Origin of the sequence: Salinisphaera sp. S4-8, assembly GCF_040361235.1 — a bacterium.
GTDB lineage: Bacteria > Pseudomonadota > Gammaproteobacteria > Nevskiales > Salinisphaeraceae > Salinisphaera.
Window position 1 is genome coordinate 1 of record NZ_APNF01000010.1, and the last position, 24,297, is coordinate 24,297.

Below are 24,297 nucleotides of genomic sequence, written 5' to 3' on the forward strand. Positions count from 1 at the left end.
GACAACTCAGCAGGAAAGCCGCCTAGCTTCTTTCCTCATACACCAGATTTGACAGTAACTCCGATAAATGCTCCACGCCCCGAAGATAGCAAAGCTGAAACGAAACCGCCGAGACCGCCGCCTACTCTGAGCATCGAACGAGGCCCGTTTTTATTCTCGGAACGAAGGGGCCAAAACCTGCTGCGTCTGCGAAGGCTGACTTTGCCGAAAAACGCCCAGATTCGAGCGGAGACGTAATGACCGGTCGCCCGTTTTACTTCGCCGGGCGGGCTGCACAATAGCGAAGCCGATTCGGCGGATGTTTAGCTGCCAACTCGATGAGCCAAAACCAAACCACGCAGTTACCCAACGCCAAAGCTCAGTTGCCGACCGAAGCGCCGCAGCGCTTTCGGCGGTCAACTGCAGCGATTTGTTAGCCATCGTGCCCTTCATCGCTCGCATTCTCTTTCTTGAGATTCGACGCGAACATTGAGGCACTGATTGCCCCAGGGTGAAACCCTACCTGCTCACAGCTATATACTTGGAGCGTGACCGTTCCGCCACATGACTCAACGCCCTGCCTCGTCATGTCTAAATAGCTTCCCTCCAGCATACGTTCACGCCCTACGACTACTATCAACACACCACGCGCTGGTCGGCCGGTAAGGAGTTCGTAAATTTCTAACTTTTTGGCGAGCCAAGGGCCGTAAGCTGGCGCATCCATATAAGGCTTGCGCAGATAATGAACGTCCAGAACAACGTCCTCAGGCAAGTCGTCATCTTGTCGAAGGGCATCTAGCTTTAGCGAAGTATCGCCTTGCGAAAATTGAACTTGGTGTTCGAAATAGATGCGGTGTTCGTTCTCGAAGTGAGCTATCGCCACATGATACAAGGCAAAGTTCAGAATATCCGCCCTATTGGCTGCCTGCTTTACGACCCTATCGTCCGGGGGTTGTACCCGCGACGGTTCCGGCTCGGGAACTTCTGCCTTTTCTTGAATGATAAGAGCTTTTAGCTCTTCAAATTTTCGCGCAATCAGCGTTGCGTGAGAATCGACAAGCAACTCCTTATATTGCCTCAGCGCCTTTCTGTCGATAATGTCCGCATGGGCCATCTTGTGGTGCTTGTCGCAAAGAAGAATGAGGTTCTCTTGATTGTTGTGGTCCCGATTTTGATCAATGTGGTGAATTTCCAGGTATGTGTGTTCACCACAGCCTTTTATCGCGCAACAGTGCCCAGACTCGACTTCCACTGATCGGCGGACATTTGCGGGTATTGAAGGGCGCGGCTGCTCATACGATTTATTTGAGGCCATGAATTCTCGTTGCATCTATCATCTGATGGCTAACGCCAATTCGACGACATTTGTCTACCTAACACGCTACAGCTTGGTCTACCTAGCGCCGCAGCGGCCTTATCTGATTCAATTACTTAGCCCGATCATGCATATTAGATCGACACATATTCGCTTCGTAAATTACCGACACGCTCTTTCGACAGCGGGCCGTTCGTTACTCGATCTCGAATATCGCACGTATGCCACTCATGAAAAAGCCCGCGCTCGGCGGGCTTGGAGTATGAGTGACGCTGTGCCTGGAAAGACTCAGCGGTCGCTGAGCCGGTAACTACCGCTTCTCGTACTGCTTGTTCCCGAACATATTCTCCATCGCATTTTTGTCCTGGCTGAAATCCGTATGGTGATCGGCGAGCACCTGTAGCCCTTTCTTCACGTTCTCGCGGTCGCCGATCATTTCGAACCAGCGGCGGACATTCGGGTAGTCGTCGATATTCACGCCCTGCGTCTCGGCACTGCGCAGCCACGGCCAGGTCGCGATATCAGCGATGGAGTAGTCGTTACCGGCGAGGAATTTGAAGTCTTTCAGGCGGCGATCCATAACGCCGTAGATGCGATTGGCTTCGTTCTCGTAGCGCTTGATGGCGTATTCGATCTTCTCCGGCGCGTACTTGTTGAAGTGATGCGCCTGGCCGAGCATCGGGCCGACGCTGGCCATCTGGAACATGAGCCACTGCATGACGTCATGACGCTTGACGGTATCGGTGGGCAACAGGCGGCCGGTTTTCTCGGCCAGATAGATCAGCATGGCGCCGGATTCGAACATGGCGTACGGCTTGCCGTTGGGGCCGTCCTGATCGACCATCGCGGGGATCTTGTTATTCGGGCTGATCTTGAGGAATTCCTCGCCGAACTGATCGCCCTTGCCGATGTTGATCGGGTGGGCCTTATATTCCAGCCCCACTTCTTCCAGCATGATGTGAATCTTGTGTCCGTTGGGCGTGGTCCAGGTGTAGAGATCGATCATCGCGTGTCCTTCGCCGCGGTCGCGGCTGGTTGTAAATCGTCGTCACAACCTAAGGTTGTACAGTGAAGTGACAAATTCAAGCGCTCGCCGTGTGACGGCGGACGCACGTCAACGGAACAGTCCCATGCATGTATTGATTGTTGGATCGCACGGCAAGATCGGTCAGCGCCTGGTACGCCAAATGGCCAAGAGTGAGCACACCGCCCGGGCGATGATTCGCGACGAATCCCAGCGTGAGGAAATGCAGGCGCTGGGCGCCACGGACGTCGTGGTCGCGGATATCGAGGGTAATATCAGCGAAGCACTCGTCGGCTGCGACGCCGTGATATTCACCGCGGGTTCGGGTGCCCACACCGGCCCGGAGAAGACACAGGACGTGGATCGCAACGGCGCGATTTCCATCATCGACCAGGCTGAGCGTGCGGGTATCCGTCGGTTCATTCTGGTGTCGTCGATGAACGCGGATACGCCGGAAAACGGCCCCGAGAAGATGCGTCACTATTTCGAAGCCAAGAAGGCCGCGGACGATCATCTGCGCGCCTCGGACCTGGAATACACCATCGTGCGCCCAGGCCGACTGACCGACGACGAGGGCACCGGCACCGCCGATATCGCCAAGGATCTGAATCGCTATGGCGAGGTCGCCCGCGAAGATGTGGCCCGGGCGCTGCTGCTCACGCTCGATTCGCCCAACACCATCGGCCGGCATTACGAAATGCTCGCCGGCGATACGCCGATCGATAAAGCGTTGCTGGGTATCTGATGGCGGATTCGCCCGATAATACGGTTGGCACGGCCTACACCACGGGCCGGCCGACCCCGCTCGCCTTCGACGCAACCCATGCCGTACGCGAACTCGCCGCCGTGGACCCGGTGCTGGGCGAACTCATGGCACGTGTCGGCCCGTATGCGCCGCAAACCGTCGCCGCGCCCGACGCATTTCATGCCCTGATGCGGGCCATCGTCTACCAACAGCTCTCCGGCAAGGCAGCCGGCACCATCCACCGGCGCGTGCTGACGGCGCTGGGCGGTGGCGATACGCCGGGTGCCGAACGCATTGCTGCAGCTGATGATGCCACGCTGCGCGGGGCGGGTTTGTCGCAAAACAAGATGCTCAGCCTGCAAGCGCTTGCAGCGGCTCAACTGGCCGGCGAACTGCCCGACGAATCACGCCTGGACGATTACGAAGACGCCGAGCTCATCGAGCGCTACTCCGCCATCCGCGGCATTGGCCGCTGGACAGTGGAAATGCTGTTGTTGTTCCACCTCGGCCGGCCGGACGTGATGCCCATTCACGATCTGGGCGTACGCAAGGGCTATGCGATGACCTACGGACGCGACGAATTGCCCAAGCCGAAACAGCTGGAGCGCGAGTGCGAGATCTGGCGGCCTTATCGGTCGGTGGGCAGTTGGTATATGTGGCGGGCGTTGGAGTTGTAGGTTTGGAGTGATTGGGCTGTTGCGGGCCTGCGTCGAGTGAAGCCTCAAGCCTGAATTCGCCTGCATAGTCGATTCAGATCACGAAGGAATCTAGCACCTTAGGCCTTCGGCACTCACGAGTTTGGCTCACCCGAGGTTTCGCGCTGCTGCGCGACCCGCCCCACTTTCGTTTGCTTGTCCAAACGAACGTAGGCAAAGGAAAAGACACCCGGGTTACGCGTCGGCGCGCAAGGCGCCGAACCATTGCCAATGCAATAACAAGTTCTCGCGCCGAAGGGATGCACGCAGAACTCGGATCGCTTTAGCGATCCTCAGACAGGCTGCGCGCACCGGCGCCGTGCGCCGGAAACCCTTCGGCCCTGCGCTTCTCGTTCGCTTCACACGGGGCCAATACCGCACGTAACCCGTAGCGGTGAGTCGATGCGGCCACCAACCGAAATCAGGGCGCGCGGCTACGTTCTTGTCGGATTACGCCTTCGGCTAATCCGACCTACAAAAGACATGGCTTTGAGCGAGCGATAGCGACGCTTGCCTGTATTCGGGCCCCTTGGGCGTAGCGCCGAGCAGTGGAGGCCAAACGCGGATAAAGCGGGCCGGATGTTTGAGCGAAGCGAGTTTCCGGCCGGCCCGCGTTCGGCCGGAGCCGCGCAGGGCATCGGCGCGTAGCGCCGACGCAAGATAGGGTGTCTTTTCTCTTGGGTACTTCTCTTTGGACAAGCAAAGAGAAGTACCTCGCACAGCAGTGCGAAACCCCAAGCGCAAATTCACCCGCACAGTTCATTCAGAAGACGAACGGTTTGAACCGCGTAGCTTTCAGCACTCAAGCACCAGACAAGGCGGAGGCCCGCTCTGCCGCCGCCTGAACGCTCGCCCAATCACCGGCCGCCACGGCCTCTGCAGAAACTAGCCAGCTACCGCCGACACAGGGCACACAATCCAACGCCAGATAGTCCGCCGCGGTGTCTTCCTTGATGCCGCCGGTCGGGCAGAAGACCAGATCGGGAAACACGCTGGCAAAGGCCTTTATCGCGGCCGGCCCGCCGACGACGGACGCCGGGAACAGTTTCGTTGCCGTCACGCCCTGCCGTTTGAGATGGGCGATTTCGCTCACCGTCTGCGCGCCCGGCAGATAGGCAATATCGCGCGTCTGCGCTACCGCATTCACTTCGTCCGCAATACCGGGCGAGACCATGAATTCGGCCCCGGCATCAATCGCCCGCTCGGCCTGTTCAGCGGTCCAGACCGTGCCGGCGCCTACGTAGATATCGTCCACTTCATTCGCAATCGCGTCGATCGCAGCCAGCCCGGCCTCGGTGCGCAGGGTCACTTCAATCACGCCAATACCGCCGGCCACCAGCGCACGAGCGATTTCAACGCCTGATTGGGCATCGGGCACGACCACCACCGGGATCACCGGCGCGATCGCCATGACCTGACGGGTCTGAGCGTATTTCATTCCGCCGGCTCCGGTTCGGTGACCGTGGTGCGGGTTTCGGTATCGGCCGGCTGGGCGTCGAGCAGCGCACAGGCGCCCTCTTCGGCCGAGCCGACGTTGCGCCGAAATACCGCGAACAGTTCGCGGCCGAAGCCGAATTCGCTTTCGGGCTGATCGTCGAACGTCGTAGGTTCGCGGGCTTCGAGTTCGGCGTCGTCGACTTCGACACGCAGCGTGCCGGCTTCGGCATCCAGCGCGATCATGTCGCCATCGCGAATACGGCCGATCAAGCCGCCCAGCCGTGCTTCGGGCGTGATCTGGATGGCGGCGGGAATCTTGCCGGAGGCGCCGGACATGCGCCCGTCGGTAATCAGCGCGACCTGATAACCCTTGTCCTGCAGCACGCCGAGCGATGGCGTGAGCTTGTGCAGCTCGGGCATGCCATTGCCACGCGGGCCCTGATTGATAACGACGATGGCCGTGTCGCGTTCGAGCTCGCCGGCCTGATAGGCCGCCAGCACGTGCTCCTGACTGGGAAAGACTTTAGCCGGCGCATGAATCGTGCGGTGCTGTTTCTCGACCGCCGATATCTTGATGATGCCGCGTCCGAGATTGCCTGTGAGTACACGCAACCCGCCGGTGGCCGCGAACGGCTCGGCCACGCCGCGTAGCACGTCGGTATCGTGGCTTTCCTCGGCGCCCTCGCGCCAGACCAGTTCGTCGCGGTCGAGAAACGGCTCCTGCGTATAGCGATGCAGCCCGTCGCCGACCACGGTCGAGACATCCTCGTGCAGCAAACCGGCGGCGAGCAGTTCGCGGATCATGAATTGAATACCGCCAGCCGCAGCGAAATGGTTCACATCAGCCACACCGTTGGGATAGACCCGCGCCATGAGCGGAACCACGGCCGAAATCTCGGCGAAATCGGTCCAGTCGATCTTCACACCGGCCGCGCGTGCCATGGCCACGATATGCATGGTGTGGTTGGTGGAACCACCGGAGGCCAGCAGGCCGACGATGCCGTTGATAATGGCCTTTTCATCCACGATGCGCCCGATCGGGCGGTAATCCTCGGACAGCTCGGTAATCGCGACCACGCGCTTCGCGGCGGCCCGCGTGAGCGCATCGCGCAGCGGTGTGTTCGGGTTCACGAACGACGACCCGGGCAAATGCAGCCCCATGAATTCCATTAACAGCTGATTGGAATTGGCAGTGCCGTAGAACGTACAGGTACCCGGCGAGTGATAGGACATCGACTCGGCCTTGAGCAATTCATCGCGGCCGATCTCGCCAGCGGCAAAGCGCTGGCGCACCTCGGATTTGATCTTGTTCGACAAGCCGGAGGTCATCGGCCCGCCGGGTACGAAGATCACCGGCAGATGGCCGAACGACAACGCGCCGATCATCAGCCCCGGCACGATCTTGTCGCATACGCCCAGACACAGGGCGCCGTCGAACATGTTATGCGTCAGTGCCACGGCCGTGGCCATGGCGATGGTGTCGCGCGAGAACAGCGACAACTCCATGCCCGGCTGGCCCTGGGTCACGCCATCGCACATCGCCGGCACGCCACCGGCGAACTGGGCCACGCCGCCGGCATCCCAGGCCGCCTGCTTGATGATCGGCGGAAAATCGCCCAGCGGCTGGTGCGCCGAAAGCATTTCATTGTAGGCCGAGACGATGCCCACATTCGGGCGCTTCTGACCGGCCAGTGCGTCCTTGCCCGGCTTGTCCTCGACAGCGAAGCCGTGGGCGAGATTGCCGCAGGAGAGCTTGCCGCGGTGCGGGCCCACGCTCTGGGCGTGGTCGATCTTGGCCAGATAGGCCGCGCGGGTATCGCGGCTGCGCGCGATCACGCGTTGGGTTACGTCTTCGATAACCGGGTGCAGACTCATGGCTCGTCGCTCCAGCGGACCGTATGTCCGCGTTTAGGACCAGTACACCTCCACGGGTACATGATCCTGATGAATTACGCCCCGTACAGGGTATTCGACCGCCGGCCCCGCCTGACAGGCCATGTCGTACACGCGGCGCTTGGCATCGCCGAAGAACAGCAGATACAACGAACGCGTGGCAAGCAGCCGATTCAGGCTCAGGCTGATCCGCGCGGGGCCGTCGTCCTCGCGTGCCGGCACGACGCATTCGGCATTGCTGGTCATACAGGCTTCGATATTCGACGCATCGGGAAAAAGCGAGGCGGTATGGCCATCCTCGCCCATGCCGAGCACGACGGCATCGAAGGAGCGTGGCAGCCGGGCCAGCTCGGCGTTGAGCGCGGACTGGGCCGCATCCGGTGTCGGTTTGTCGCGATACAGGCCAAACAGCCGGGCGGCGTTGCCGGGGCCATAAAGCAGATGTTCGCGCAGCGCGGCCTCGTTGCTTTCCGGCTGATCGGGCGCGACCCAGCGTTCGTCGCTGGGCAGCACGGTCACTCGCGACCAGTCCAGTTCGATCAGCGCGAGCCGTTCGAACAGATCGATCGGCGACGAGCCACCGCTGAGCACCAGCGTGGCCCGGCCGTTATTGGCAATACCCTCGCGCAGCTGGGCCGCCAGCGCATCGGCAAGCGCCTGGGCACAGGCGCCGCGGTCGGCAAATTCATGGAAACTCGGCATGGCTATTCCGGTTGCGCCCAGCGGCGGTCGTCGCGATCGAGCAGCACGAAGGAATCCGTCGGCCCCCAGCTACCGGCCATGTATTCATGGGTACGCACGCCGCGCGTATGCCAGCTGTCGATGATGCGATCGATCCAGCGCCAGGCGGTTTCGATTTCGTCGCGGCGCATGAACAGCGCGGGATTGCCGCGCAGCACTTCCATGAGCAACCGTTCGTAGGCGTCCGGATAGGTCACCGCGAACGCATCCGGAAAATTCAGGTTGAGCGGCAACGAGCGCATGCGAAAACCGCCCGGCCCCGGTTCCTTGGTCATCAGCGTGAGCTGGACGCCCTCTTCCGGCTGCAGGCTGAGCACGAGCCGATTGGGCGTGAGCGGCTGCTCGCCGAAGATCGAATGCGGCACCGGCTTGAACTGAAACACGATCTCGGAAAGCTTGCGCGCCATGCGCTTGCCGGTACGCAGATAGAACGGCGTGCCGTTCCAGCGCCAGTTGTCGATTTCGGCCTTGATGGCGACGAAGGTTTCGGTGTCCTGTGCCGCGTTTTTGATCTCGGGGTTTTCGCCTTCTTCACGATAGCCGGGTACCGGCTCGCCGCCGACGATGCCGGCGGTATAACGCCCGCGCACGGTCACGCGATTGACCACCTCGCGGGTAATCGGCTTGAGTGCGCGCAGCACCTTGATCTTTTCGTTGCGGATATCGTCGTGGTGCATGCTCGCCGGCGGCTCCATGGCCACCATGCACAGCAGCTGCAGCATATGGTTCTGCACCATGTCGCGCAGCGCGCCGGTGCGATTATAGAAATCGAAGCGCTGCCCCACACCCAGATGCTCGGCCACGGTGATCTGCACATGATCGACCGCGCCGCGTGCCCATAGCGGCTCGAACAGGGAGTTGCCAAAACGCAGGGCCAACACGTTCTGTACGGTTTCCTTGCCCAGATAATGATCGATGCGATAGATCTGGGATTCGGCGAAGACCGCGCCTACGGCATCGTTGATCTCGCGCGCGGAATCGAAATCGTGGCCGACCGGTTTTTCCAGCACGATACGCGAGCGCTCATTGGTCAGACCGGCATCGTGAAGCCGCTGGGCAACCGTGCCGAACAGCGACGGGGCCGTGGCCAGATAAAACACGCGACTGCGTTTGGCGTCGGCATCGAGCGCTGCTCCCAGATCGTCCCAGCCCGTTTCGGCCTGCATATCCAGCGCGACATGGTGCAAACGCGCGGCAAAACGCTGCCAGACATTTTCCTTGAGTTCCTTCGCGGATAGCTGCGCTTCCAGCGTTTCGCGTACCCATTGCCGATAGGCCTCGCTATCGATCTCGCCACGCGAGACCGCCACGATGCGGCTGTCGTCGCTGAACTGACCATCGCCATCGCGATGAAACAACGCCGGCAGCAGCTTGCGCTGTGCGAGATCCCCCGTGCCACCGAAAATGATGAGGTCGAACGGGTCTACGGGTACGAATTCAGCCATATGCGATCACTGTACTCTTCAGAGCCTATCGGGGCATGCGTACACAATGCATTTAGCGTGCCGGGCCACTGTGACAACCGGCCACCGACCTTGGTCGCATATTAGCCAGACAGTCGATCTGTGAAGCTGGCCAGTGCAGGCAACGCCCCCAGCCGCGTTCGCGCTGCATGTCCCGAAGACGCTGCTTATGGACGACTGGACACAAACGCTTTCCGCAGGCCCGCTGCTCGCGATCGCGGTCGCCGCCGTGGCGCTATTGCTGGTACTGGTCATCCGTTTCAATGTCCATGCGTTTCTCGCACTGACCATCGTCAGTCTGGTCACAGCCTTCGCTACCGGTATTCCGCCGGGTGCCATCGTGGACGTGCTGGTGGGCAGCTTTGGCGAAACGCTGGGCTCGGTCGCACTACTGGTGGGCTTCGGCGCCATGCTGGGCAAGCTGGTGGAACACTCGGGCGGAGCCACGGTGCTGGCCGAACGCATGGTGGCGTTCTTTGGCGAACGACGCGCGCCGTTCGCCCTGGGCCTGGCGTCGTTGTTCATGGGCTTTCCCATATTCTTCGACGCGGGGCTGGTGGTCATGCTGCCCATCATCTTTGCCGTGGCGCGTCGGCTGAACGGTCCGGTGTTGCTCTACGGTCTGCCGGCTGCGGCGGCGTTTTCGGTGATGCATGTATTCGTGCCGCCCCACCCGGGGCCGGTCACCGCGATCGAGGCCTATGGCGCCAATCCGGGTCTGGTGTTGTTCGTCGGTGTCGTGATGGCGTTTCCGCTTTGGTATCTATCCGGCTATCTGTGGGGGCGCTTCGCCGCCGCGCGCCATCCCTTCGGCGTGACCGGCGCGGGCCTGTTCGGCGCCGAGGACGACGACAACGTCACCACGCCTCCCGCGGTGCACACCGTCATCGCCCTGTTGCTGCTGCCATTGGTACTGATCTTTGCCAATACCAGCCTCATGTTCGCGGCTTCGCTCGGCTGGGTGAACGACGACGCGCAGTGGTTCAACGTGATCGTGCTGTTCGGCGAGACCCCGGTTGCACTGCTGATTGCCGTGCTGGTTGCCGCTTATGTGCTTGGCTGGCGCCGCGGCGAGCACGGCAGCGCGCTGGAAAAGATCCTCGATCGTTCGCTCGGGCCGATCTGCTCGGTAGTGCTCATCACCGGCGCGGGCGGCATGTTTGGCGGCGTGCTCGAAACCTCGGGCATCGGCGACGCGCTGGCCGATTCACTCGGCGAGCTCGGGCTGCCGGTGATCGTCGCGGCCTATCTGGTCGCAGCAATCGTGCGTCTGGCGCAAGGCTCGGCCACGGTCGCGCTGGTCACCGCTGCCGGGCTGATGGCACCCGCGGTTGCCGCCGGTGACTATTCCGCCATGCAGGTGGTCGCGATTACGCTGGCCACAGCCGCCGGTTCGGTGTTCGCCGGCCACGTCAACGACTCGGGCTTCTGGCTGGTTGGCCGGCTCATGGGCATGGACGTCAAGACCACGCTCAAGACCTGGACCGTGCAGCAGGCGCTGGAGTCGATTCTGGCATTCATTTTCACGTACCTGTTGTACGCGCTGTTTTAGACGCTGCTGATGTTTCATTCGCGAGCGCGCTCGATCCACCGGAGCTTTGCATGACCGATTCGCTATTCGATCTGAGCGATCGCCTCGCGCTGATCACCGGCTCCTCGCGCGGGCTCGGCGCGCGTATGGCGTTGGGCCTGGCCGAGCGCGGCGCGCGTGTGATCCTGCACGGGCGCGATGAAGCGCGCCTGGCCGAACAAACCGAGGCCATGCGCGCCGCAGGCGCCGCCCCCGCAGGCAGCATCACATTCGATGTGACCGATGCGAATGCCGTCGCCGATGGCATTCGGCGCCTGACCGACACGCACGGCGTGCCGAATATTCTCGTCAACAACGCCGGTTTGCAGCGGCGTGCGCCCTTCGCGGAATTCGATCCGTCGGACTGGGACGCCGTCATCGCCAGCAATCTGTCCAGTGCGTTCTATGTATCGCACGCGCTGGCCGCTGCGATGATCGAGCGCGGCTCGGGCAAGATCGTGAATATCGGGTCGGTGCAGTCGAAGCTGGCACGCCAGACCATCGCGCCCTACGGCGCCAGCAAGGGCGGCGTTGCCCTGCTCACCCAGGGCATGGCCGCGGATCTGGCCGGCCACGGTATTCAGGTCAATTGCCTGTCGCCAGGTTATTTCCAGACCGATATGAACACCGCCCTCTGGCAGGACGACGACTTCAATGCCTGGATCGAAAAACGTACCCCTGCGGCGCGCTGGGGCCAGCTCGACGAACTCATCGGCACGCTGGTGTATCTGTGTTCGAACGCCTCGAACTTCGTGTGCGGGCAGAACATCCTCGTGGATGGCGGCATGACCTCGGTGGTCTAGGTGTATTCCGGTGGATAACCCCCAATCGACGACCACGCCGCTGGCTCTGCCGTGTACACGGCGTATCGTGCTCATGGGCGTGTCCGGTAGCGGCAAGTCGACGCTGGGTGCGGCACTGACCGAGCGTCTGGGCATCACCTATATCGACGGCGATACCTACCACCCGCCGGCCAACGTCGAGAAAATGCGCCAGGGCATACCGCTGACTGACGAAGACCGTGCCGGCTGGCTGGATACGCTGGCCGAGATCATTGCCGACTACCGCCGGCGCGACACCTCGCTACTACTGGGATGCTCGGCACTCAAGCGCGTCTACCGCGAGCACCTGCGCCGCGGCGATCCGGCGCTGATGTTCGCGTTTCTGGAGGGCAGTTACGACGTCATCCTCGCGCGTATGCAACAGCGCGCGCATTTCTTCTCGCCCGACATGCTGCGCAGCCAGTTCGATACGCTCGAAGCACCGACCGATGCCGAGGCCGTCCGTGTGAATATCGATGGTGAATTCGACCTGGTGGTCGCCGATTGCGCACAGGCGCTGTGCGAGCGCGTCGGCCGCGACGAATGAATACGGGCCGACGCACTGGCGATAGCGTCTAACTGCGCACGAGCACCAGCTTGCCGGCATGCTCGCCGGACTCCATCAGCTGATGGGCTTCGACCGCCTCTTCGAAGGCGAAGGCGCGATCGACCATCGGCTTGAGCTTGCCGGCTTCGAATAGCGGCAGCAGACGATCATTGAAGATCTGCGCAACCATGATCTTGCGCTCCAGTGGCAGGCTGCGCATGGTCATCGCCACCAGACTGAGCCGACGCATGAGCAGCTTGCCCATATCGATTTCGCTCTTGCGCCCACCGATGAGCCCGATCTGTACCTGGCGGCCTTCCGGGCGCAGCGCGTCGAGGTTGTCGGCCAATGCCGAACCGCCCACGAAATCCAGCACCAGATGGGCGCCGCCGGTTTGTTCCTGTACGGCTTTGGCCACGCCGTCGTCGCCGTCTTCCAGACCCAGGTCATAGGCCTTGTCGAAGCCAAGCGCCTTGAAGCGCTGCTCCATTTCGTCCAGGCGCGCCTGCTTGCGGCTGGTGGCAATACTGCGTGCGCCCAGCGCCTGAATGAGGTGCAGGCCTGCCTGGCCCACGCTCGAGGTGGCACCGCGTACCAGCGCCCACTGTCCCGGTGCGAGTTCGCCGACCAGAAACAGCCCGCGATAGGCGGTCAGAAACGCTTCCGGCATGGCCGCGGCCTGCTCGAAATCGTAGTGGGCCGGGATCGTGAGCGCTTCGCGTTCGTGCACGACCAGCTGCTCGGCATAGGAGCCGCCGCCGATCAGCCCCATCACTCGATCACCGACCTGGCGCGTGGTCACGCGATCGCCCACGGCAGCGACCTCGCCGGCATATTCCAGCCCGGGCCGGCGTACATCGAAGCCATTCGGCGGCGGGTAGCCGCCCTTACGCTGCAGCACATCGGCCTGATTGATACCGACCGCGCGCACGTCAACAAGGATTTCGTCCGGCCCCGGCTCGGGCGCATCGATGGTCTTGAGTTCGAGCGCTTCCGGCGCACCGGGTTCTTCTACCAACCATGCCCGCATGGCGTTCTCCTGAAATGGGGTTTTAATTAACGCGGGACAGCATATAGAAAATTCCGGCCGGCAATGAACCCGGCCTGCCCATACCTCCGGTTTTGGTTACACTGATCGGCACGCATTTTTAGCGAAAACGGCCTGTACGTAACGGGCCACAGTGGAGAACACCCCATGACCAAGACCGTTAGCTTTCTGAGTGCGCTGGCGCTCACCGTCGCCATGAGCGGCTGTGCCAACTGGAGTTCCGGCGACACCGGCACCGTGATCGGCGGTATCGCCGGCGGCGCGGCCGGTTCGCAGATCGGCAGCGGCCGTGGCACCACCATCGCCACCGTTGTGGGTACGCTGGCGGGCGCCGCACTTGGGCGTCGTATCGGCGACAACTTCGGACAACGCGACCGCCAGCAGTTCGGCAGTGCGCTGGAAAGCAACCAGACCGGCAACACCTCGAGCTGGACCAATCCGGACACCAACGCTAACTATTCCGTCACGCCCACGCGGACCTACAACAACGGCAACCAGCCCTGTCGCGAGTTCACCATGAACGCCAATGTCGACGGCCAGCCGGAAAAAGTACGCGGTACGGCCTGTCGCCAGAGCGACGGCACCTGGAAAGTGCAGTCGTAAGACCGCAGCACCGCCGATCGAAGCCGGGCTAAGCCCGGCTTCTTTTTGTCCGCCCGAGCGCATCGAGAGTCCGAACACCATGCCGCAAGCCCCACGCCCCACCCGCAGCGACTATCGATGGTTCTGCGCCATGCCCACCCGCTGGATGGATAACGATGTCTATGGCCACGTGAATAACGTGACCTACTACTCGTATTTCGATACCGCGGCCAATCGCTATCTCATCGAAGAGGGCGGGCTGGATATCCACAACGCCCCGGTGGTGGGTTTCGTGGTGGAATCACGCTGTCAGTACCACGCACCGGTCGCCTTCCCGGAACAGCTCGAAGCCGGGCTGATGGTTAAGCATCTGGGCAACCGCTCGACGACCTATGGCATCGGTATCTTTCAGGCCGGCGCGGATACCCCCAGCGCGCACGGCGATTTCGTACATGTATTCGTCAACCGCGAAACTAATCGCGCCGAGGCGATCCCGTCGGCGCTACGCGAGGCGCTCGCCGCGATCCATGTGCCCGGCGACGCACCGGAATAAATGACCATGCGTTCGACCACGCTCGAAGCCCGCGACTACAACGCGATCGTCACCAATCCCGATGATGGCGTGGAAATCGCGATCACGGTCATGCAGCCGGACCTTGCCGCCGGTGAGACCGCGCCGCTGGTTCTGCACGGCCACGGCTTTGGCGGCGCGCGCCTGAACAATCGTTACGAACGATCGGTTTACGAGGTGCTGTCCGGCGGGATTCTGCCCTCCACCGAAGCCGCGCGCCGTGCCGCCGCCAGCGGCTATTTCGTCATCAGTTTCGACCAGCGTGGGTTCGGCGAGTCCGGCGGCAAGGTCGAGATCATGAACCCCGAAGTCGAAGGCGCGGATATCAGCGCCATTCTCGACTGGGCAGACAACGAGATGCCCGAACGCGAGCGCCTCGCCCGGCGCGACGGCGACCCCGTCATCGGCGGCCTGGGACTCTCCTATGGCGGCGGTTTTCAGCTCATCGGCGCCTGTATCGACAACCGCTTCGATGCGCTGGTGCCCACCGCGACCTGGTACGACCTCGGCTACAGCCTGGCGCCGGATAATGTCGTCAAGACGGCCTGGGGCGCGGCGCTGGTGGCACTCGGTGTGCCCACATCGGGTGTGCGTCTGGACCCGCTGCTCTATCGGGCGCTGGCGGAAGGACTGGCCTCGACGCTGACCGGGCGTGGCCTGTCCCAGACCGTGCGCGACCGGTTGTACAACAGCAGCCCCGCCTCGTTCTACGACGGGCATATCGCGCGCGATGGCCAACGCGAACCCTGCGAAACACGCCGCACGCCGAAGGTGGACGTGCTGCTTGTACAGGGCGTGGGCGATACGCTATTCAACCTCAACGAAGCCGCGGCCAATGCCAAGGCGCTGCGCGCGGCCGGCAATGATGTGCATCTGATCGCCATGCAGTACGGCCACAGCCTGCCGTTTCTGCAGGATATCGACCGTATCGCCTACCAGACCGATGCCAGCCTGCGTATCGACGACGAATACGTGGAGACGGCGGTCCTGGAACTGGCCTACCTCGACTGGAAGCTCAAGGGCGTGACACCCACGCAGTCGGTGCCACGCAACATGATCGTGCTCGACGACGAAACCAGCCTGTTCTTCGACGAACTGCCCGTGGGCACCGGCGAGCATGGCCCCACGGTGGAATTCGCCGGCGATGCCACCACCGGCGGACTGGATCTGCTGCTCGGGATCGTGCGACGGCAGAGCGTGTCGCGGCTGTGGTCGCTGGCCACCGGCACGGCCGGCAATGCCTGGATCGCGCTCAAGCGCGTATTTGATCGCGACAAACCCGCCAGCGGCGACGAAACCGCTCTGGTCGCCCGTCTGGTCAATGCCCTGCCCTCCGATCATCTCGACGAACTGGCCAGCGGCGGCACGTTTATCGAACTCATGACCATCGAGTCCGAAAATCAGGCGATCGCCGGTATCCCGCAGATCGAAATCGATATCAGTGGCGACGACCGCGACCCGATCGCTTTCGTAGGCATCGGCGTACAACGCGCGGGCCTGGGCGCCACCGTTTTGCTCAACAAGCAAGTACGGCCGATCCGTGGCGCCGGGCCGCGCTCGCTTGATCTCAACGGCGTCAGCCATCGGCTGCACGCAGGCGATCGGCTGGGGCTGCTGGTATACGGCTATCATCCACAGTATCTGGCCAGTTTCTCGGCGATCCCGGGTCGTATTCGCGTCACGGGGCGCATCGCCCTGCCGATCGTCGACGTAACCTGACAGGCAGGCCCTACCCGCACACGCGGGTTCGGCCCTGTTCATGATCACGACAAAGGAGACCGCATGAGTGCACTGGCGGCGTTCGGCGTGGGCTTGGCCACCGCCGCGATATTGCTCACCCTGGTGTGGATCATCCAGCTATTCACCCGCAATGCCGGGCTCGTGGATGTGGTCTGGTCGGCCGCGGTTGGCCTGATCGCTGCCGAGTACGCCCTGCTCGGCGATGCGCCGGCCGCGGCGCGTATTCTCATGGCCGCGCTCGCGCTGACCTGGGCGCTACGCCTGGCCGGCTACCTGGCCAAACGCATGCGCGGCGCGCCCGAGGATTCACGCTATGCCGCCGCGCGTGAAGCCTGGGGCGCCAAGGCTGATCTGTACATGCTGGGCTTTTTCCTGTTTCAGGCCGTGGCGGCCTCGATACTCTCGATTCCGTTTCTGGTCATTGCCTATATGCCCGAAGCGCCGTCGCTGGGGATCGCCCTGGCCGCGATTGCGGTGTGGTTCGTCGCCGTGGTCGGCGAAGGCACGGCCGATGCCCAACTGCATCGCTTCAAGCAACAGCCCGAAAATCGCGGCAAGGTATGCGCCGAGGGGCTTTGGCGCTACTCTCGACATCCGAACTATTTTTTCGAATCGCTGCACTGGGTAACGTACGTAGTGCTTGCAATCGGTGCGCCATATTGGTGGGCGACACTGGCCAGTCCAGTGATCATGGCGTGGCTTTTGCTCAGGGTTTCGGGGATTCCCACTATCGAAAACAAGAAGGCATCGGAAAAACGCGAAGGCCACGACGAATACGTCCGGCGCACGAGCGCGTTTATTCCATGGCCACCAAAACGATAAATACACAAAACGAGGGAGGCAGGTTTGAGTAGTCTGGCCATAGATTGGTGTGAGCGCGGCCTCGTGCCCGATCCGATTGCCCGCGCGGGCATGCGCCGGCTCATCGGCAGTCGATTGAGCAGCCGCGAGGCCCGCGACCCGGAATGGCGCAGCAATCACATGCGGCGCTTCATCGACCGGGCCTGCACCGGCCCGATCGCCCAGCACACTAAGGACGCCAACGCCCAGCACTACGAACTGCCGCCGGCATTCTTCGAACATGTGCTGGGCGCGCATCGCAAATACAGCGGCTGCCTGTTCGAAGCGGGGATCAAGACGCTTGATCAGGCCGAGCACGCCATGCTCGCCCTCTATGCCGAACGCGCGCGCCTGCATGACGGCCAGCAGATTCTGGACCTGGGGTGCGGCTGGGGTTCGTTCGCGCTGTGGGCGGCCAAGCGCTTTCCCAGCGCAGAGATTCTCGCGGTTTCCAATTCCAACGCGCAGCGCGAGGCGATCGAGGCTATGGCGCAACAGCGCGGGCTGGACAACCTGCGCGTCCAAACCTGCGACATCAACGATTTCGACCCGGGCACACAACGTTTCGACCGCGTCGTGTCGGTGGAAATGTTCGAACACATGCGCAACTACCGCGAACTGTTCGCGCGCATCAGCCGCTGGCTGGTCGACGACGGTCGCCTGTTCGTGCACGTATTCGCGCACAAGCTGCTGGCCTACGCCTTCGAGAACGACGGCGACTACGACTGGATGGCACGCCATTTCTTTACCGGCGGCATCATGCCCAGCGAGCATCTGTTCGCCCACTTCCAGGAAGACATGCGCCTGCGCAAGCACTGGTGGCTATCGGGCAACCACTATCGCGATACGGCCAACAGCTGGCTGGCACGCATGGACGCGGCCGAAAAACCGATCATGGCGATATTTCGCGAAACCTATGGCGATGCCGACGCCGAGCGCTGGTTCCAGCGCTGGCGCATGTTCTTCATGGCAGTCGCGGAACTGTTCGGCTACAACGACGGCAACGAATGGGGCATCGCCCATTATCTGTTCGTACCGCAACGCCAGCCGGCCGCCTGAGGAGACAATCACGTGCACGATAAACCGCTTTTGCCCGCGCTCGCGTTCGTCATTGGCACGGCCACACTCACCGTGACCAGCACGGCCATCGCCGCCGACGAAACCCGCTGTTTCAACGGCTACGGCTACACGCTCGACAGCAACGAATACCGTTATACCGAACATCACGAGCAACACTTTGCCGGCGATACGTTGCGCAGCTGGGACGTGACCTATGTCGGGCGCACCGGCGACACGATCGCCACCAAGCATCTGGCATTCAAGGCGAGCGACACCGTCCCCACCTACCGGCTCGAGATCCCGGCCGATGGCTATGTGGAAGGCATTCGCCACAACGGCGATCGCTGGACCATGTTCCGGCGCGAATCCGCCGATGCAGAAGAACAGACCAAGGATTTCACCATCGAGCCGCCGATGGCCGCCGATTCCGGCTTCGATCGATTGGTGCGCCAGCAATTCGACAAGCTGACCGCGGGTAAGACCGTGCCCTTCAAGTTCGCGGCGGCCGGACGGCAAGCCGTCATCGATCTGCGTGCGCGCCAGACCGGCACCACCACTTTCGAAGGCAAGCCGGCCGTGGTCTTCACCGCCGAGCTGGACATGTTCCTGGTCAACTTCTTCGTGGATTCGCTCAAGCTGACCTACGACGCCGACAGCAAACGCCTGCTCGAATACCGCGGCATCGGCAACATGCACGATGAAAACGGCAAGGTTTATCCGGTACGGGTGAGCTACACCCGCGATATGCCCGACGAGGCCCGCCAGGCCGGCGCGCCCGCGGCCACCTGCGCGGCCGCGAGCTAAAGCGCGGCTAAAGCGAACAGCAATGCGCGCCCTGCCGCGACTGCAACAGGGCGCGCACCACGGCGCTAGTTATGCCCGCGCATCTCGGGCTGGCGCGCCATCCAGGGCTGGAGGCGTTCGAAGGCTTCCTCGATCTTCTCCATGGAGGTGGAATAGCTGATGCGCATCAGGCTGTTCGACTCTTCGCCGAAGGCATCGCCCGGGATGACGCACACGCCGGTTTCCTCGAGCATGCGCATGCACAGGTTGCCGCCATCCACCCCGTGCGGCAAAGACGGCGCGATATAGAACGCGCCCTGTGGCCAGTAGCCGGTCAGCCCCGGCGTATCGGCAACCAGATCCACCACCCGGTCACGCCGGCGCGAGTATTCGCGCACCATCTCGTCGACACAGCTCTGATCGCCTACGAGTGCGGCGACGCCGGCCCACTGTGCCGGCGTACTGGCGACCGTGGTCGTGAACATGTGATAGCGGCGCAGGGTACGAATGGTGTTCTGGTCAGCCACGATCCAACCCACGCGCAGGCCGGGCATGGCATAGGTCTTCGAGAAACTCGACACCACGGCCACGCCGTCGAGATCGGTGGCACAGGAGAGCACGCTCGGATAGTCGATATCGTCGAGAATGAGGTTGTCGTAGACCTCGTCGGAGAGAATCTCCACGCCGCGATAGGCGGCTTCCTGACACAGCCATTCCACGGTTTCGCGCGGATACACCGTACCCGTGGGGTTACTCGGCGAATTGAGGATGATGGCGTGCGTGTTCGGCCCGATCATGTTGATTATGCGCTCGGGGTCGATCTGGTGGCCTTCGCTGGCCTTGGTCGGCACCGTGCGCACCTGACCGCCGTTCATGCGAATCAACGGCGCATACAGCAAAAACGTCGGGTCGGCGATGATGAACTCACGCCCGGGCGCGGCCATGGCCGTGATCAGCAGATAGATGCCTTCGGTCGCGCCCGTGGTGATCAGGAAATTGTCTTCGGTGAGCGTGCTGCGATAGCGCGCGTTGTAGTACTCCTTGAGCGCGGTAAGCAGTTCCGGCAGGCCGGCATCCATGGTGTAGCCGGTCTGGCCGGCTTCCAGCGCGTGGATATGCGCATCGATGATATGCCGCGGCGTAGCGAAGTCGGGCTGACCAATGGACAGATGCACCACATCGTCGAGCTCGGCGGCGCGATTGACCATGCGCCGGATGCCCGAAATCGGGATGGCATGCATGGCCGGGTTCCAGACCAGACGGTCACGTACATAACGCTGATCGGGGTCTGCGGATAGGATTTCGCTGCTTTTCTTCAGATTCGCGACCATGGGTGCCTCTTGACGCGGGATGGCGGCGGCCGACGTGGCCGTTAGCGCGAGCGTAGTCAGGTCTTGCAAACCCGGTCAAGACAAGCGTGCGCCGGGATTTGCGCCGGCTATTGACGCTTGGCGCGAGCTCTGGGTACCGTGCGGCATGATCATTGAAATCGCGCGGTTCGTGAACACGGTAGCGCCTTCTCCTGCATGAGCCACGACAACCCCGCCAATACCCGCACCGAGCACGCCGTCGAAGCCGACGAACCGCGACCTCGGATCACCGTCTTAAGCGATACACCCGAGGGGCCGGCGTCGATCGAACGGCTGCACGCGCGCGCCGATATTCGTGTCGCCCACGATGAATCGAGCCTGCGCGACGCCCTGCCGGACAGCGATATCCTGCTGGTCACCGATTTTCGTACCGAAGCGCTCGAAGCCGCCTGGCCGGCCGCGCGCAATCTGCGCTGGGTACATGCCGCAAGCGCAGGCGTGGACCAGTTGATGTTCGATGCGCTGATCGAATCCGATATCCCGGTCACCAATGCCCAGGGCATATTCGATCGCAATATCGCCGAATACGTGCTCGGCGCGATTCTGATGTTCGCCAAGGACACGCGCGCCAATATCGCCTACCAGCAACAGCGCCGCTGGGTGCACCGCGATACCGAAAGCGTGCACGGCAAACGCGTACTGGTGGCCGGCGCAGGCTCGATCGGGCGCGAGATCGGGCGCCTGTGCAAGGCCGTGGGCATGGAAGTCACCGGCATCGCCCGGCGCGCCCGCGATGCCGACGACGTATTTTCGGCCGTCCATGCCGCCGACGATATCGACACCCATCTGCCGGATGCCGATTACGTGGTCGTGGCCGCGCCCTTAACCGAGGCCACGGAACACTGGTTCGATGCACGGCGCTTCGCGGCCATGGCCAGACACGCGCGTTTCATCAACATCGGCCGCGGGCCGATCGTGGTCACCGACGATCTGGTGGATGCACTGGTCAACCAACAGATCGCCGGCGCCGCGCTGGATGTTTTCGAACAGGAACCGCTGCCCGCCGATCACCCGCTATGGGGCATGGACAATGTACTCATGTCGGCGCACATGGCGGGCGATTTCATCGGTTGGCGCGATGCGCTGATCGATCAGTTTCTCGACAACCTCACGCGCTGGCAGCGCGGCGAGGCATTGTTCAACCAGGTCAGCAAAAAGCATGGCTATGCGCCGGGTGGCGCGTGAGCCGCGAAAATGGCATTTCGCCTTTAAAAGCCGTGATCACGCCCCGATCACTGCTAGATATTGACAGGCATTGTCAGCAGGCCGCGCTGGCGGGGCTGCCCAGATTCATAGACTCAAGTCGTTACGACAGGACCGAGGACACTCATGATCGAATCCTATCTGCTAAAGCATATTTCCGGTTATATCGATGGCCAGTGGGTCGAGGCCGACTCCGGCGAAACCGTCGAGGTCCTCAATCCTGCCAATGGCAAGGTGCTGGCCGAGATGCCCAAGATGGGCAGCGCCGAAACCCAGCGCGCCATCGAAGCCGCCAAGGGCGCGCTCAAACCCAACGATCTGGAAACCCGGCGCGAATGGCTCGAGGATATTCGCGATGCCCTGATCGATGAAAAGGAAGAGATCGGGCGTATTCTGTGTCTCGAACACGGCAAGCCGTGGAAGGAAGCCCAGGGCGAAGTCGAATACGCCGCCGGCTTTTTCGACTATTGCGCCAAGAACATCGACATCCTCAAGCCCGACGAGCTCGAGGAGAAAGCCAAGGATTGCACCTGGACGGTTCATCACCGCCCGGTCGGCGTGGTCGGCCTGATCACGCCCTGGAACTTCCCGATCGGCATGATCGCCAAGAAGATCGCCCCGGCGATCGCGGCCGACTGCCCGAGCGTGATCAAGCCCGCCAGCGAAACCCCGCTGACCATGATCGCCATGTTCCAGCTCTTTCATGAGCGCCTGGAACTGCCCAAGGGCTATGTCAACCTGGTGATGGGCTCCTCCAGCCAGATCGGCGGCGAGCTCATGTCCTCGCCCGACGTGACCATGATCTCGTTCACCGGCTCCACCGAAGTCGGCAAGCTGCTCATCGAACAGAGCAAGGATCAGGTCAAGAAGCTCGGTCTGGAACTCGGCGGCAACGCCCCGTTCATCGTCTTCGACGATGCCGATATCGACCATGCCACCACCCAGCTGGTGGGCAACAAGTTCCGCGGCGGCGGCCAGACCTGTGTCTGCGCCAATCGGATCTATGTGCAATCGGGCGTGTACGAAGAGTTCACCGACAAGCTGGTCGAGAAGGTCAAGGCACTCAAGGTCGGCGACGGCATGGACGAAGACATCGATGTCGGCCCGCTGATCAACAAGGCCGGCTTCGAGAAGGTCCAGAATCATGTCGCCGATGCGCTCTCGAAAGGCGCCAAGCTGGTCGCCGGCAAGCACCCGGACGAACTGGATGCCGACAAGAACCTGTTCTATACGCCGACCGTGGTCACCGGCGTGACCCACGACATGGCCTGCTGCAAGGAAGAAACCTTCGGCCCGCTGGTGCCCATGATCGAATTCGACGACGAAGACGAAGTCGTGGAGCTGGGCAACACCACGGAATTCGGCCTGGCCGCGTACGTGTTCACCTCGGACGAAAAACGCGCCGAGAAGACCATCCGCGGCCTGCACTTCGGCCACTGCGGCTGGAACACCGGCACCGGCCCGGCACCGCATGCGCCCTTCGGCGGCATGAAGCAGTCGGGCATCGGCCGTGAAGGTGGCGACGAAGGCATCATGGAATTCGTCGAAGTCCAGACCGTGCCGCGCGGTAAGTAGTCGCACAGGTTAGCCACGCAACAAGCCGGCGGGCACGCTCGCCGGCTTTTTTGTGTCTGCCCGCCGCGCAAAAACAGCGATTACGCATTGCAGTCGCAGGCGTAGCCGGCGTATGTTGCAATCCCGTGTAGTGCAACGATCACTGCGCCCTTTCATTTCGACCAGACGGAAACCGTTGCCGTGAAAGCCTATTTCGACCCGACCCAGAACGAGCATATTCCCCGCAGCTATCTGACCCGCGGTCAGATGCGCGAGCCCCAGGAAGTTCCGGCGCGCACGCCACCGCTGGTTGCCGCCCTCGAAGGCCTGAACATCGATGTGGGCACACCGGTCGACCACGGCATGGCGCCCATCTCGCAGGTGCACGATCTGGGCTATCTGCGCTTTCTCGAATCCGCGCACCGGCGCTGGATGGAGATCCCCGACGACTGGGGCAACGAGGTGATGTCGAACATCTTCGTGCGCTCGCCCAACCCGCTCAAAGGCATTCTGGCCGAATCGGCCCGCTACCAGGCCGACGGCAGTTGCCCGATCGGCGAAGGCACCTGGAAAGCGGCCTACGCCTCGGCCCAGACGGCCTTGACCGCCGCCGACGATATCCTCAATGGCGAGCGCTTTGCCTACGGCCTGTGTCGGCCGCCGGGCCATCATGCACGGCGCGACGGCGCGGGCGGCTTTTGCTATCTCAACAACGCCGCCATTGCGGCCGAGGCCCTGCGCGAGAAATTCCAGCGCGTAGCGGTTCTCGATCCCGACATGCACCACGGTCAGGGTATTCAGGAGATCTTCTGGGAGCGCAACGACGTGCTCTATATCTCCATCCACGGCGATCCGACCAATTTCTACCCGGTGGTCACCGGCCATGCCGACGAACGCGGCGCGGGCGCGGGCTACGGCTACAACATCAACCTGCCCATGCCGCACGGCTCACCGGAAGAAACCTTCTTCGAAAAGCTCGACGAGGCGGTCGCCGCGATCAAGCTATTCGATGCCGATGTGCTGGTTCTGCCGCTGGGCTTCGATATCTACGAAAACGACCCGCAGGCCAAGGTCGCGGTCACCAGCGAAGGCTTTGCCCGTATCGGCCGCGCCATGGCCGAACTGGACATGCCCGTGTGCGTGATTCAGGAAGGCGGCTACGATGTCGATCACCTGCAGGAAAATGCCCACCAGTTCTTTTCCGGGCTGCTCGGCCGATAAAGACGGATAAGGCGGTCGGGATCGGTCCCGGCCGCCTGTCGCCGCGAGTGCTGGGCGACCGAAAACCCGGCGCTGGCGCCGAACCTATCCGAACCT

22 protein-coding genes are annotated in these 24,297 nt (G+C 62.3%); 14 read left to right on the plus strand and 8 right to left on the minus strand.

Annotation, left to right across the window (positions count from 1 at the left end):
- Positions 1-412: 412 nt before the first annotated feature.
- Positions 413-1,294 carry an HNH endonuclease signature motif containing protein gene (locus tag S4A8_RS14495; RefSeq protein ID WP_353220669.1) on the minus strand — a complete coding sequence of 294 codons (882 nt, stop codon included), beginning with the start codon at positions 1,292-1,294 and terminating at the stop codon, positions 413-415.
- 310 nt (positions 1,295-1,604) lie between these two features.
- On the minus strand, positions 1,605-2,300 hold the full coding sequence (locus S4A8_RS14500; protein WP_353220670.1) for a glutathione binding-like protein: 696 nt from the start codon (positions 2,298-2,300) through the stop codon (positions 1,605-1,607).
- A gap of 124 nt (positions 2,301-2,424) precedes the next feature.
- Here S4A8_RS14500 and S4A8_RS14505 point away from each other — a divergent pair, with 124 nt between their 5' ends.
- A complete protein-coding gene (locus tag S4A8_RS14505; protein ID WP_353220671.1) occupies positions 2,425-3,063 on the plus strand; it encodes an SDR family oxidoreductase in 639 nt (212 codons plus the stop codon).
- Entirely contained in the window at positions 3,063-3,740 is a 678-nt protein-coding gene (locus tag S4A8_RS14510) for a DNA-3-methyladenine glycosylase family protein (protein ID WP_353220672.1), read from the plus strand. Before S4A8_RS14505 ends, S4A8_RS14510 begins: the two co-directional genes overlap by 1 nt.
- An 820-nt stretch (positions 3,741-4,560) precedes the next feature.
- Here S4A8_RS14510 and S4A8_RS14515 read toward each other — a convergent pair.
- The 4 genes from S4A8_RS14515 to zwf are packed head-to-tail and all read right to left on the minus strand — an operon-like array spanning position 4,561 to position 9,274.
- The gene (locus S4A8_RS14515; RefSeq protein ID WP_353220673.1) at positions 4,561-5,169 is read right to left on the minus strand and encodes a bifunctional 4-hydroxy-2-oxoglutarate aldolase/2-dehydro-3-deoxy-phosphogluconate aldolase; all 609 of its coding nucleotides are present in this window, start codon (positions 5,167-5,169) and stop codon (positions 4,561-4,563) included.
- Between the two features lie 23 nt (positions 5,170-5,192).
- Positions 5,193-7,070 carry a phosphogluconate dehydratase gene (gene edd / locus S4A8_RS14520; RefSeq protein ID WP_353220674.1) on the minus strand — a complete coding sequence of 626 codons (1,878 nt, stop codon included), beginning with the start codon at positions 7,068-7,070 and terminating at the stop codon, positions 5,193-5,195.
- A gap of 33 nt (positions 7,071-7,103) precedes the next feature.
- Entirely contained in the window at positions 7,104-7,790 is a 687-nt protein-coding gene (gene pgl / locus S4A8_RS14525) for a 6-phosphogluconolactonase (RefSeq protein ID WP_353220675.1), read from the minus strand.
- A gap of 2 nt (positions 7,791-7,792) precedes the next feature.
- Positions 7,793-9,274, minus strand: a complete 1,482-nt coding sequence (gene zwf, locus S4A8_RS14530; protein ID WP_353220676.1) for a glucose-6-phosphate dehydrogenase — start codon at positions 9,272-9,274, stop codon at positions 7,793-7,795.
- A gap of 187 nt (positions 9,275-9,461) precedes the next feature.
- On the opposite strand from zwf, the gene S4A8_RS14535 reads away from it, so the two are divergent.
- The 3 genes from S4A8_RS14535 to S4A8_RS14545 are packed head-to-tail and all read left to right on the plus strand — an operon-like array spanning position 9,462 to position 12,230.
- Positions 9,462-10,844 carry a GntP family permease gene (locus S4A8_RS14535; RefSeq protein WP_353220677.1) on the plus strand — a complete coding sequence of 461 codons (1,383 nt, stop codon included), beginning with the start codon at positions 9,462-9,464 and terminating at the stop codon, positions 10,842-10,844.
- 50 nt (positions 10,845-10,894) lie between these two features.
- On the plus strand, positions 10,895-11,665 hold the full coding sequence (locus S4A8_RS14540; RefSeq protein ID WP_353220678.1) for an SDR family oxidoreductase: 771 nt from the start codon (positions 10,895-10,897) through the stop codon (positions 11,663-11,665).
- A gap of 10 nt (positions 11,666-11,675) precedes the next feature.
- Positions 11,676-12,230 carry a gluconokinase gene (locus tag S4A8_RS14545; RefSeq protein ID WP_353179901.1) on the plus strand — a complete coding sequence of 185 codons (555 nt, stop codon included), beginning with the start codon at positions 11,676-11,678 and terminating at the stop codon, positions 12,228-12,230.
- A gap of 28 nt (positions 12,231-12,258) precedes the next feature.
- Here S4A8_RS14545 and S4A8_RS14550 read toward each other — a convergent pair whose 3' ends face one another.
- Positions 12,259-13,260, minus strand: coding sequence for an NAD(P)H-quinone oxidoreductase (locus S4A8_RS14550; RefSeq protein ID WP_353220679.1), 1,002 nt, complete (start codon positions 13,258-13,260; stop codon positions 12,259-12,261).
- Between the two features lie 165 nt (positions 13,261-13,425).
- Here S4A8_RS14550 and S4A8_RS14555 point away from each other — a divergent pair, with 165 nt between their 5' ends.
- From S4A8_RS14555 to S4A8_RS14580, 6 genes are all read left to right on the plus strand, one after another.
- Positions 13,426-13,881 carry an RT0821/Lpp0805 family surface protein gene (locus tag S4A8_RS14555; protein WP_353220680.1) on the plus strand — a complete coding sequence of 152 codons (456 nt, stop codon included), beginning with the start codon at positions 13,426-13,428 and terminating at the stop codon, positions 13,879-13,881.
- Between the two features lie 79 nt (positions 13,882-13,960).
- Positions 13,961-14,413: an acyl-CoA thioesterase gene (locus S4A8_RS14560; protein WP_353220681.1), complete on the plus strand. Its 453-nt coding sequence runs from the start codon at positions 13,961-13,963 to the stop codon at positions 14,411-14,413.
- Positions 14,414-16,150 (plus strand): CocE/NonD family hydrolase, encoded by a 1,737-nt coding sequence (locus S4A8_RS14565; protein ID WP_353220682.1) that lies wholly within the window; start codon positions 14,414-14,416, stop codon positions 16,148-16,150. It abuts the gene before it with no gap.
- A gap of 63 nt (positions 16,151-16,213) precedes the next feature.
- Positions 16,214-16,993, plus strand: coding sequence for a DUF1295 domain-containing protein (locus S4A8_RS14570; protein WP_353220683.1), 780 nt, complete (start codon positions 16,214-16,216; stop codon positions 16,991-16,993).
- A 24-nt stretch (positions 16,994-17,017) separates the two neighbouring features.
- Entirely contained in the window at positions 17,018-18,070 is a 1,053-nt protein-coding gene (locus S4A8_RS14575) for an SAM-dependent methyltransferase (protein WP_353179892.1), read from the plus strand.
- Positions 18,071-18,082: 12 nt separating this feature from the next.
- Entirely contained in the window at positions 18,083-18,874 is a 792-nt protein-coding gene (locus tag S4A8_RS14580) for a hypothetical protein (RefSeq protein WP_353220684.1), read from the plus strand.
- 65 nt (positions 18,875-18,939) lie between these two features.
- On the opposite strand, the gene S4A8_RS14585 is transcribed toward S4A8_RS14580, so the two are convergent.
- Complete coding sequence (locus S4A8_RS14585; RefSeq protein ID WP_353179888.1) at positions 18,940-20,184, minus strand: pyridoxal phosphate-dependent aminotransferase; 1,245 nt, start codon at positions 20,182-20,184, stop codon at positions 18,940-18,942.
- Between the two features lie 195 nt (positions 20,185-20,379).
- Between S4A8_RS14585 and S4A8_RS14590 the strand changes: the two genes are divergently transcribed.
- From S4A8_RS14590 to S4A8_RS14600, 3 genes are all read left to right on the plus strand, one after another.
- The gene (locus S4A8_RS14590; RefSeq protein WP_353220685.1) at positions 20,380-21,408 is read left to right on the plus strand and encodes a D-2-hydroxyacid dehydrogenase; all 1,029 of its coding nucleotides are present in this window, start codon (positions 20,380-20,382) and stop codon (positions 21,406-21,408) included.
- 144 nt (positions 21,409-21,552) lie between these two features.
- Positions 21,553-23,001, plus strand: coding sequence for an NAD-dependent succinate-semialdehyde dehydrogenase (locus tag S4A8_RS14595; RefSeq protein WP_353220686.1), 1,449 nt, complete (start codon positions 21,553-21,555; stop codon positions 22,999-23,001).
- A gap of 180 nt (positions 23,002-23,181) precedes the next feature.
- Positions 23,182-24,201: a histone deacetylase family protein gene (locus S4A8_RS14600; RefSeq protein WP_353220687.1), complete on the plus strand. Its 1,020-nt coding sequence runs from the start codon at positions 23,182-23,184 to the stop codon at positions 24,199-24,201.
- The last annotated feature ends 96 nt before the right edge of the window (positions 24,202-24,297 follow it).

Bases quoted from the DNA above. Each gene is read 5' to 3' on its own strand.
- pgl (WP_353220675.1), bottom strand. From the start codon at position 7,790: ATGCCGAGTTTCCATGAATTTGCCGACCGCGGCGCCTGTGCCCAGGCG.
- S4A8_RS14500 (WP_353220670.1), bottom strand. From the start codon at position 2,300: ATGATCGATCTCTACACCTGGACCACGCCCAACGGACACAAGATTCAC.
- S4A8_RS14560 (WP_353220681.1), top strand. From the start codon at position 13,961: ATGCCGCAAGCCCCACGCCCCACCCGCAGCGACTATCGATGGTTCTGC.
- S4A8_RS14495 (WP_353220669.1), bottom strand. From the start codon at position 1,294: ATGGCCTCAAATAAATCGTATGAGCAGCCGCGCCCTTCAATACCCGCA.
- S4A8_RS14540 (WP_353220678.1), top strand. From the start codon at position 10,895: ATGACCGATTCGCTATTCGATCTGAGCGATCGCCTCGCGCTGATCACC.
- zwf (WP_353220676.1), bottom strand. From the start codon at position 9,274: ATGGCTGAATTCGTACCCGTAGACCCGTTCGACCTCATCATTTTCGGT.
- edd (WP_353220674.1), bottom strand. From the start codon at position 7,070: ATGAGTCTGCACCCGGTTATCGAAGACGTAACCCAACGCGTGATCGCG.
- S4A8_RS14505 (WP_353220671.1), top strand. From the start codon at position 2,425: ATGCATGTATTGATTGTTGGATCGCACGGCAAGATCGGTCAGCGCCTG.
- S4A8_RS14535 (WP_353220677.1), top strand. From the start codon at position 9,462: ATGGACGACTGGACACAAACGCTTTCCGCAGGCCCGCTGCTCGCGATC.
- S4A8_RS14550 (WP_353220679.1), bottom strand. From the start codon at position 13,260: ATGCGGGCATGGTTGGTAGAAGAACCCGGTGCGCCGGAAGCGCTCGAA.
- S4A8_RS14565 (WP_353220682.1), top strand. From the start codon at position 14,414: ATGACCATGCGTTCGACCACGCTCGAAGCCCGCGACTACAACGCGATC.
- S4A8_RS14515 (WP_353220673.1), bottom strand. From the start codon at position 5,169: ATGGCGATCGCGCCGGTGATCCCGGTGGTGGTCGTGCCCGATGCCCAA.
- S4A8_RS14510 (WP_353220672.1), top strand. From the start codon at position 3,063: ATGGCGGATTCGCCCGATAATACGGTTGGCACGGCCTACACCACGGGC.
- S4A8_RS14555 (WP_353220680.1), top strand. From the start codon at position 13,426: ATGACCAAGACCGTTAGCTTTCTGAGTGCGCTGGCGCTCACCGTCGCC.
- S4A8_RS14590 (WP_353220685.1), top strand. From the start codon at position 20,380: ATGAGCCACGACAACCCCGCCAATACCCGCACCGAGCACGCCGTCGAA.
- S4A8_RS14585 (WP_353179888.1), bottom strand. From the start codon at position 20,184: ATGGTCGCGAATCTGAAGAAAAGCAGCGAAATCCTATCCGCAGACCCC.
- S4A8_RS14595 (WP_353220686.1), top strand. From the start codon at position 21,553: ATGATCGAATCCTATCTGCTAAAGCATATTTCCGGTTATATCGATGGC.
- S4A8_RS14570 (WP_353220683.1), top strand. From the start codon at position 16,214: ATGAGTGCACTGGCGGCGTTCGGCGTGGGCTTGGCCACCGCCGCGATA.